This window comes from Cellulomonas sp. IC4_254 (assembly GCF_011603975.1).
Lineage (GTDB): Bacteria > Actinomycetota > Actinomycetes > Actinomycetales > Cellulomonadaceae > Cellulomonas.
The window spans coordinates 1-8,404 of the sequence record NZ_JAANNB010000171.1 but is presented as its reverse complement, the minus strand read 5'-3'; the positions used below and the strand labels follow the sequence as shown (position 1 = coordinate 8,404).

At 73.3% G+C, this 8,404-nt stretch carries 7 protein-coding genes; 2 read left to right on the top strand and 5 right to left on the bottom strand.

The window, feature by feature from the left end; translation table 11 throughout:
* The first annotated feature begins 69 nt into the window (after positions 1-69).
* On the top strand, positions 70-1,485 hold the full coding sequence (locus tag G6556_RS14855; RefSeq protein WP_166942999.1) for a dicarboxylate/amino acid:cation symporter: 1,416 nt from the start codon (positions 70-72) through the stop codon (positions 1,483-1,485).
* 104 nt (positions 1,486-1,589) lie between these two features.
* On the opposite strand, the gene G6556_RS14850 is transcribed toward G6556_RS14855, so the two are convergent.
* The 4 genes from G6556_RS14850 to G6556_RS14835 all read right to left on the bottom strand — a co-directional run bounded on the left by G6556_RS14850 (position 1,590) and on the right by G6556_RS14835 (position 6,034).
* Positions 1,590-2,777, bottom strand: a complete 1,188-nt coding sequence (locus G6556_RS14850) for a family 1 glycosylhydrolase (RefSeq protein ID WP_166942996.1) — start codon at positions 2,775-2,777, stop codon at positions 1,590-1,592.
* A 64-nt stretch (positions 2,778-2,841) separates the two neighbouring features.
* A complete protein-coding gene (locus G6556_RS14845) occupies positions 2,842-3,726 on the bottom strand; it encodes a carbohydrate ABC transporter permease (protein WP_166943001.1) in 885 nt (294 codons plus the stop codon).
* A 20-nt stretch (positions 3,727-3,746) separates the two neighbouring features.
* A complete protein-coding gene (locus G6556_RS14840) occupies positions 3,747-4,601 on the bottom strand; it encodes a sugar ABC transporter permease (RefSeq protein WP_240934578.1) in 855 nt (284 codons plus the stop codon).
* Positions 4,602-4,762: 161 nt separating this feature from the next.
* Positions 4,763-6,034, bottom strand: coding sequence for an extracellular solute-binding protein (locus G6556_RS14835; protein ID WP_166942990.1), 1,272 nt, complete (start codon positions 6,032-6,034; stop codon positions 4,763-4,765).
* 166 nt (positions 6,035-6,200) lie between these two features.
* Here G6556_RS14835 and G6556_RS14830 point away from each other — a divergent pair, with 166 nt between their 5' ends.
* Positions 6,201-7,295, top strand: coding sequence for a LacI family DNA-binding transcriptional regulator (locus G6556_RS14830; protein ID WP_346774926.1), 1,095 nt, complete (start codon positions 6,201-6,203; stop codon positions 7,293-7,295).
* A 102-nt stretch (positions 7,296-7,397) separates the two neighbouring features.
* Here G6556_RS14830 and G6556_RS14825 read toward each other — a convergent pair whose 3' ends face one another.
* Positions 7,398-8,291 carry a LysR family transcriptional regulator gene (locus tag G6556_RS14825; protein WP_166942984.1) on the bottom strand — a complete coding sequence of 298 codons (894 nt, stop codon included), beginning with the start codon at positions 8,289-8,291 and terminating at the stop codon, positions 7,398-7,400.
* Positions 8,292-8,404: the final 113 nt, after the last annotated feature.

Sequence of the window (8,404 nt, the reverse complement as noted above, 5' to 3'; positions counted from 1 at the left end):
CCCGCGTCCCGCGGGCCTCCTCCCACCCCCACGGGCGCGCCCTGGCGCGCGCCCGCGAAAGGCTGCTGCATGTCCTCCACCGCCCCGGTGCGGGAGCGCTCGCGCGCTCGCGCCCTGCTCGGCAACTTCGGCTTCCAGATCATCGCGGCGCTCGTGCTGGGCGTCGCGCTCGGCTGGGTCGCGCTCGCGATGGGCCCCGTGAACGCGGGCACCGACGCCGAGTCGCCCAACTGGCTCACCAGCACCCTCGACACGATCGGCTCGTCCTTCGTCACGCTGCTGCGCGCGATCGTCCCGCCGCTGATCTTCGCCGCGATCGTCGCCTCGGTCGCCAACCTGCAGAACGTCGCCAACGGCGCGCGCCTGGCCTGGCGGACCCTGCTGTGGTTCGCGGTCACCGCGCTGATCTCTGTGGTCATCGGCATCGGCCTCGGCCTCGTGCTGCAGCCGGGCAACCACACGACGATCAGCCTGGACCAGGCGAAGGAGCCGGGTCGCACCGGCTCGTGGACCGACTTCCTCGACGGCCTGATCCCCGGCAACCCGCTCGGCCTCGGCGCGAGCACCTCCGCCGCGGAGGACGGCTCGCTCAGCACGTCGGTCAGCTTCAACGTCCTGCAGATCGTCGTCATCGCGATCGTCGTCGGCATCGCCGTGCTGCGCACCGGGCCCAAGGCGCAGCCGTTCCTCACGTTCGTCCGGTCGGCGCTGGCCGTGATCCAGAAGGTGCTGTGGTGGATCATCCGCCTGGCGCCGCTGGGCACGCTCGGCCTCGTCGGCAACGCGGTCGCGTCGTACGGCTGGGACTCGCTGGCGTCGCTCGGCCGGTTCGCGATCGCCGTGTACGTCGGCCTCGCGCTGGTGCTGTTCGTGGTCTACCCGGTGATCCTGCGCGCGAACGGCCTCGGCGTGGCCCGCTGGTTCCGCGGCGCCTGGCCGGCGATCCAGCTGGCGTTCGTGTCCCGGTCGTCGATCGGCACGCTCCCCGTGACCCAGCGCGTGACCGAGCGGAACCTCGGCGTGCCGTCCGAGTACGCGTCGTTCGCCGTGCCGCTGGCCGCGACCACCAAGATGGACGGCTGTGCGTCAATCTACCCGGCGATCTCGGCGATCTTCGTCGCGCAGATCTTCGGCATCGACCTGTCGGTGCTCGACTACGTGCTGATCGCGTTCGTGTCCGTCGTCGGGTCCGCCGCGACCGCCGGGCTCACCGGCGCGATCGTCATGCTCACCCTGACGCTGTCGACCCTCGGGCTTCCGCTGGCCGGCGTGGGCCTGCTGCTCGCGATCGACCCGATCCTCGACATGGGCCGCACGGCGGTGAACGTCGCCGGCCAGACGCTGGTGCCGACGATCGTCGCGAAGCGCGAGGGCATCCTCGACCGCGCCCAGTACGACTCCGCCCAGGCGGAGGACCTGTTCACGGACGACGAGCCGGCCGACCCGACCCCGACCCGCACCCCGGAGCCCGCCGCCGCCCGCTGACCGGGTCCGCGCCCGCGAGTTCGGCAGTACCCGGTCGAGGTCGGCAGCTCCAGCTGCCGACCTCGACCCGTAGCTGCCGAACTCGGCGGCATGCGGCCCGCGCGTCAGCGCGTGGGGTGCGTGAGCAGCCCCGTGCGGGCGACCTCGCCGAGCCAGTGCGCGCTCGGCTTCGGGGTGCGCTCGAACGTGTCGCGGTCCCAGGCGATGAGGCCGAACGTCGGCGTGTAGGAACCCCACTCGTAGTTGTCGAGCGCCGACCAGTGCAGGTAGCCGCGCACGTCGATCCCGTCGGCCATCGCCTCGTGCACGCCGACGAGCGCGTCGTGGGTGTAGTCGATCCGGCGGGCGTCGTCCTGGGTCGCGATGCCGTTCTCGGTGACCACGATCGGCACGCCGCCGGTGCGCTCCCACGCGTTGCGGATGCCGATGCCGATGGCGGGCGGGAAGTACTCCCAGCCGGTCAGCGTGGTCTCGGCGCCCTCCGGGACGGGCAGCGGGTTGCCCTGCGGGTCGACGAACGTGCGCAGGTAGCCCTGCACGCCGATCCAGTCGTCGCCCTTCGCGGCGTCGAGGAAGATGTCCTCCCGCGGGTAGCCGTAGGCCTTCGTCGCCTCCTCGGCGCCGGGCGCCGCGTGGTACGCCTGCGTGGCGACCGACCAGCCCGACCGCACCTGCGGCAGCTGGGCCAGCACGGCGCGCGACCGCCGGTGCGCCTCGATGAGCGCGTCCGTGATCTGCGGGTCCGGCGCCGGGAGGCGGGACGCCGTCATCTCGGTGCCCTCCTCGCCGCGGGTCATCGCGACCATGTTGGGCTCGTTGATCGTGCAGACCCACTCGACGTCGTCGCCGAGCACGGGCAGCGCGATCTCGGTGAACCGCTCGAACAGCGCCGGGGCGTCCGGGTTCCGCCAGCCGCCGAGCTTCGCGAACCAGCGCGGGTGCGTGAAGTGGTGCAGCGTGACCGACGGCGTGAGGCCGTGCTCGCGGCAGGTGTCGACCATGCGGCGGTAGTGCTGCAGCTGCGCCTTCGACACGAACCCCTGCTCGGGCTCGATCCGGGCCCACTCGATGCTGAACCGGTAGGAGTTCATGCCGAGCGACGCGAGCAGCGCGATGTCCTCGGGGTACCGGTGGTAGGAGTCGGCGGCGTCGCCGGACGGCTCGGGCAGGTCGGTGCCCGGTGCGTGCTCGCGCACCCACCAGTCGGAGTTGACGTTGTTCCCCTCGACCTGGTGCGCGGCGGTGGAGGCGCCCCAGAGGAAGCCCTCGGGGAACTGGTGGCTGACGGACATGCGGGGTCCTTCCGGTGGTGCGGGTGGTTCGGGGGCGCGCGGGGCCGTGCCGGCGCGCCGGGGATCACTTGAGGCCGACGGTGGCGATGCCCTGGACGAAGTACCGCTGCAGGGCCACGAACAGCAGCAGGATCGGCGTGATGACCAGCACCGCGCCGGCCAGCAGCAGGCCGTAGTCGGTCGCCTGCTGCCCGGTGGAGTACAGGGACAGCGCGACGGGCAGCGTGTACATGTCCTGGCTCTGCGCCGCGACGAGCGGCCACAGGAAGTTGTTCCACGAGCCGAGGAACGTGAGGATGCCGAGCGTCGCGAGCGGCGGCCCGCACAGCGGCATGACGACCCGCGCGAAGATGCGCAGCTCGCCGGCGCCGTCGATGCGCGCGGCCTCCATCAGCGGCTCGGGGATGCCGAGCATGAACTGCCGCATGAGGAACACGCCGAGCGGCTGGGTGAGGAACGGCAGGATCAGCGCCGGGTACGTGTTCAGCAGGCCCAGCGAGGTGACCTGCACGAACAGCGGCACGAACGTGACGACGCCCGGGACCATCAGCATGATCATGACGAGCGCGAACAGCGCCTTCTTGCCCGGGAAGTCCATCTTGGCCAGCGCGTAGCCGACCATCGAGCAGAACAGCAGGTTCCCGAGCACGGTCACGACCGCGACGATCACCGAGTTGGTGAAGAACTGGCCGAAGTTCAGGTCGGTGAACCAGCGCCCGAAGTTGTCGAGCGTCGGGTCCTGCGGCCAGATGGTCGGCGGCTTGGTGAGGATCTCGCGCTGCGTCTTGACCGAGCCGAGCACCATCCACACGAACGGCAGCAGCCAGAGCAGCACGCCGACGACGAGCACGGTGTAGGTGAGCGCGCGGCCCGTGGGCAGCCGGCGGCGGCGCGACGGGGCCGGCTGCGCGAGCCGGTCGACGGCCGGGTGCGGCGACGGCGGGGTCATCGTGGACATGGCTCCCCCTCTCAGTCCTGCGACCGCAGCAGCCGGAACTGCAGCAGGCTGAGCAGCGCGATGGCCAGGAACAGCACGTAGGACGCGGCCGAGGCGAACCCGTACTTGCCGAAGCCGAACTGCTCGAACGTGTAGAACGCGGTCGACAGCGTGGAGTCGAGCGGTCCGCCCTGGGTCATCACGAACGCCTCCTCGAAGAACTGCAGGTAGCCGACCGAGATGAGCACCGCGCCGAGCAGCAGGGTCGGGCGCAGCAGGGGCAGCGTCACGCTGCGGAACCGGCGCCACGGGGACGCGCCGTCCATGACCGCGGCCTCCTGGACCTCGGCGGGCACGGACTGCAGGCCGGCCAGGAAGATCACCATGAGGGTGCCGACGTTCCGCCAGACGGCCATGAGGATCAGCGACGGCAGCGCCCAGGTGGTCGAGCTGAGCCAGTTCGGCCCCTCGATCCCGACCCAGCCGAGCGCGGTGTTGAGCAGCCCGTCCGGCTGCAGGATGTACCGCCACACCACCGACACCGCGACGATGCTGGTGACGACCGGGGCGTAGAACCCGACGCGGAACGCCGACCGGAACCGGCTGATCCCCGAGTTCAGCGCGACCGCGAGCGCCAGGGCGACCGCCATCGTCACCGGGATGCCGACGATCACGAAGGTGCCGGTGACGCCGAGCGACTTGAGGAACCGCGCGTCCCCGAACAGCGCGACGTACTGGTCCAGACCGACGAAGTTCACCGCGAACGGCGTGCGGACGTCCCGCGAGGTGAAGTCGGTGAACGACATCGCGAACGACGACACCAGCGGCACGAGCATGAAGAACCCGAACACCAGGACGAACGGCAGCGCGAACATCCACGCGACCATGCCCTGGCGCCGGCGGCGGGCGGCGGCGGGCCCGCGGGGGGCCGGGGCCGCCGCCCGGCCGGGTCGCGTGGACCCGGCCGGACGGGGTGCGGCTGTGGTCCTCGGGGCCCCCGCGGGCTCGGGAGCGGAGCGAGCGAGGCCGTGGGGTGAGGTCATGAGGCTCAGCCCACGCCGATCGACGTCGCCTGCTGCTGCAGCTCCGCGAGCGCGTCCTCGGGCGCCTCGCCGCTGACCGTCATCCGCTCGAGCACGGAGTCGGCGGCCGCGCCGACCTGCACCCACGCGGTGTTCACCGGCGGGGCCTGGGTGTCCTCGAGCTGCTCGCCGAACACCGCGAGCTTCTGGTCGTCGGCGAGCGACGGGTCGTCCCACGCGGACTGCTGCGACGGCAGGTCGCCGGTCACGTCGTACCACTGCACCTGGACGTCGGGCTGGGTCAGCCAGTCGACGAGCTTCCACGCGGCGTCCTGGTTGTCGGAGTCCTGGAACACCACCAGGTTCGACCCGCCCGCGAACGAGGTCGACGAGTCGCCGGCCGGGATGCGGGCCGTGGCGTACTTGTCCTCGAAGCCCTCGCCGCCGAGCGTGGCGAGCTGGCCCATCATGAACGGGCCGTCGATGAGCATCGGGGTGGTGCCGGCGACGAACTCGGCCTCCTGGGCGCCCGCGCTGCGGTCGGCCGAGGCGTTCGCGATGCCGTCCGAGAAGAACGACGTGTAGTAGTCGTAGGCCTCGACCATCTCCGGGGTGTCGAGCGTCCACTCGGTCTGGTCGTCGTTCATCAGGCTCGCGCCGTTCGACCACGGGGCCCACAGCGAGCCCTGGAACGAGTCGTTGCCCGCGGACTGCAGCCGGATGCCGTAGTCGGCGCCCGCCTTGGCCTGCATGTCGGCGGCCATCTGCTTGAGGTCCTCCTGCGTGGCGGGGGCCTCCGTCCAGCCGGCCTGCTCGGCCAGGTCGGTCCGGTAGTAGAGCACGCGGGTGTCGACGTACCACGGCACGCCGATCGCGGTGCCGTCCAGCTCGGCGGTGCCGAGCGAGCCCTCGAAGATGCCGCTGGTGTCGATGGCGTCCGGCACGGCGGCGAACGCGTCGCCGAACTCGGCCATCCAGGTGGTGCCCATCATCGCGACGTCCGGGGTGGTGCCGGCGGCGATGGCGGTCTGGAACTTGTCGCGCGCGGCGTCCCACGGGATCGGCACGACCTCGATGTCGACGTCCGGGTTGGCGTCGGTGAACTCCTGCACGAAGTCGGGCAGCGCCTCGCCCTCGGCGCCCATGGCCCAGACGGTGAGCTCGCCGGAGGCGGCCCCCTCGGACAGCGTGGCGGCGTCGGTGGCGGCGGCGCCGGTGTCGTCGGAGCGGCCGCACGCGGTCAGCGCGGTCACGGCGAGCGCGGTCACCACGGCGACGCGCGCAGCGGGACGGATCATGGTTCGTTCCTCCTCGAACGGACGGGCGCGCGGTCGGCGGGCGCCTCGCGCTTCTATGCGCTTAGATGTGCAGAGATGTTAAGCGCATAGAATGACCGGCGCAAGGGGGCCCGGTCCGGGGCGCCGGAACCCCTACCATCGTGCGGGGCCCCGAGGAGGTGGTGCAGTGCCGCGCAGACCGACCGTCTACGACGTCGCCGAGCGCGCGGGGGTGTCGATCGCCACCGTGTCGTTCACCTTCCGGCAGCCCGAACGGGTCCGCGACTCCACCCGCGCCGCGGTGCTCGTCGCGGCCAGCGAGCTCGGCTACGTGCCGAACGCGAGCGCCCGCGGCCTCGCCCACGGGCGCACCGGCGCGCTCGGCCTGTACTCGTTCGACCTCATGCTGGCGGCGCCGCAGAAGGGCGCCGACGGCGCGCTGCCGGTCGCCACCCCGACCCCCGTCGACGACGCCGACCCCGACGCCGACCCCCGCGCCTTCCCGCTGTACGTGGACGAGGTGCAGCGCGGGTTCGAGCTCGAGTGCTGGCAGCGCGGCCAGGCGCTGCTGCTGAGCAGCGGCAGCGGGTCCGGCGCCTCGGTGACCGAGGTCGCCGGGCGGGTCGACGGCCTCGCCGTGTTCCCGGGCCCGACCCCCGTCGGCACGCTCGAGAGCGTCGCCCGGCGCATCCCCGTCGTCGCGTTCAGCACGCCGCCGGTCGCCGACGGGCTGCACCACATCGGCGTCGACAACCGCGCCGGGATGCGCGACGTGGTCGACCACCTGGTCCGCAACCACGACCTGCGCGACCTCGGGTTCGTCGGGCGGCTGACCACCCCCGACTACGCGGAGCGGTTCGCCGGGTTCCGCGAGGCCGTGGCCGCCGCCGGGCTGCCCGAGCCGGCCGAGCCGCTCGACCCGACCGACCTCGCCGAGCCGCACCGGTTCGAGGTGCTGGCCGCGCTCGCCGCCGAGGACCGGCTGCCGCGGGCGCTGGTGTGCGCGAGCGACCAGCTCGCCCTCGGTGTGCTCGACCTGCTGGCCGCGCGCGGGGTGCCCGTGCCCGAGCGGGTCGTGGTCACCGGGTTCGACGGCATCCTCGCCGGCCGCCTGGCCCGCCCCTCGCTGACGACGGTCCGGCAGCCGATGGCCGCCATGGGGCGGCTCGCGGTGCAGGTGCTCGTGCGGCACGCGGGGGCGCCCGCGGAGGAGCCGGAGAGCCACCGCCTCCCGGTCCGGGTGGTGCGGCGCGAGTCCTGCGGCTGCCCGCCGCCGGCCTGAGCCCCCTCCGCGGAGACACGTCGCCGAGATGGCAGCTCTCGGCTGTCGGGCCGCCCGGGAACGCAGCCGAGAGCTGCCATCTCGGCAGGCGGTTGGGCCGGATCAGCCCGCGGCGTGCTCGCGGACGTGCCGGACGAGCGCGGCCGTCGCCGCCGACGGCCGGCGGTCGCGGGGGACCGCGAGCGCGAGCGGCCAGCGCAGCCCGGTCGCCAGCGGCACGGCAGGGAGGTCCGGCGCGGCGGCGGCGGTGAACCGCGGCACGATCGCGATCCCCAGCCCGTGCCGGACGTACCCCGCGACCGTGCCGATGTCGGCGACCTCGACGGTCACCCGGCGCTCCAGTCCCGCGGCGGCGAAGGCGCGGTCCGTCGCCGCGCGGTTGCCGTAGCCGGCGGGCGAGTCGATGAAGTCCAGCCTGGCGAGCTCCTCGAGGTCGACCGGCCGCCCGTCCGCCCGCGCAGCGAGGTCGTGCCCCGCCGGGACGAGCAGGTCCATCGGCGCCGACGCGAGGTCGAGCAGCCGGACGCCCGGGGCCGACCCGGTCGGCAGGGACACGAACGCCACGTCGAGGTGCCGGTCCGCCACCGCCGCGGCCAGGCCCGCCGACCCGGACGTGGAGGCGCTGAGCCGCAGCGCGACGCCCGGGTGCGCGCGGTGGAACGCGCCGAGCAGCGCGGGTACGTCGACCAGGCCGACCGACGGCATGGTCCCCACCCGCACGGTCCCGGACAGCCCGCCGCGCACCAGGTCGACGGCCTCGCGGGCGTCCCGGGCGGCGTCCAGCGCGGCACGGGCGTGCGGCAGCAGCGCGGCGCCCGCGTCGGTCAGCGCGACCCGGCGCGGGCCCCGGATCAGCAGGGACGCGCCGACCTCGCGCTCCAGCGCCTGCACCGACGCGGACACGGCGGACTGCACGAGCAGCAGCCGCGCGGCCGCGGCGGTGAACGTGCCCTCCTCGACGACGGCGACGAACGCGCCGAGCTGGCGGAGCTCCATGGCGCCGAGGGTATCGCCGTCGTCGATGGTCGGTAGCGAGAACCAGTGTTGGACGCGATGGCGGCCGCGGGCGCACGGTGGGCGCAGCACGCACCCGACCGAGAGGACGGCCC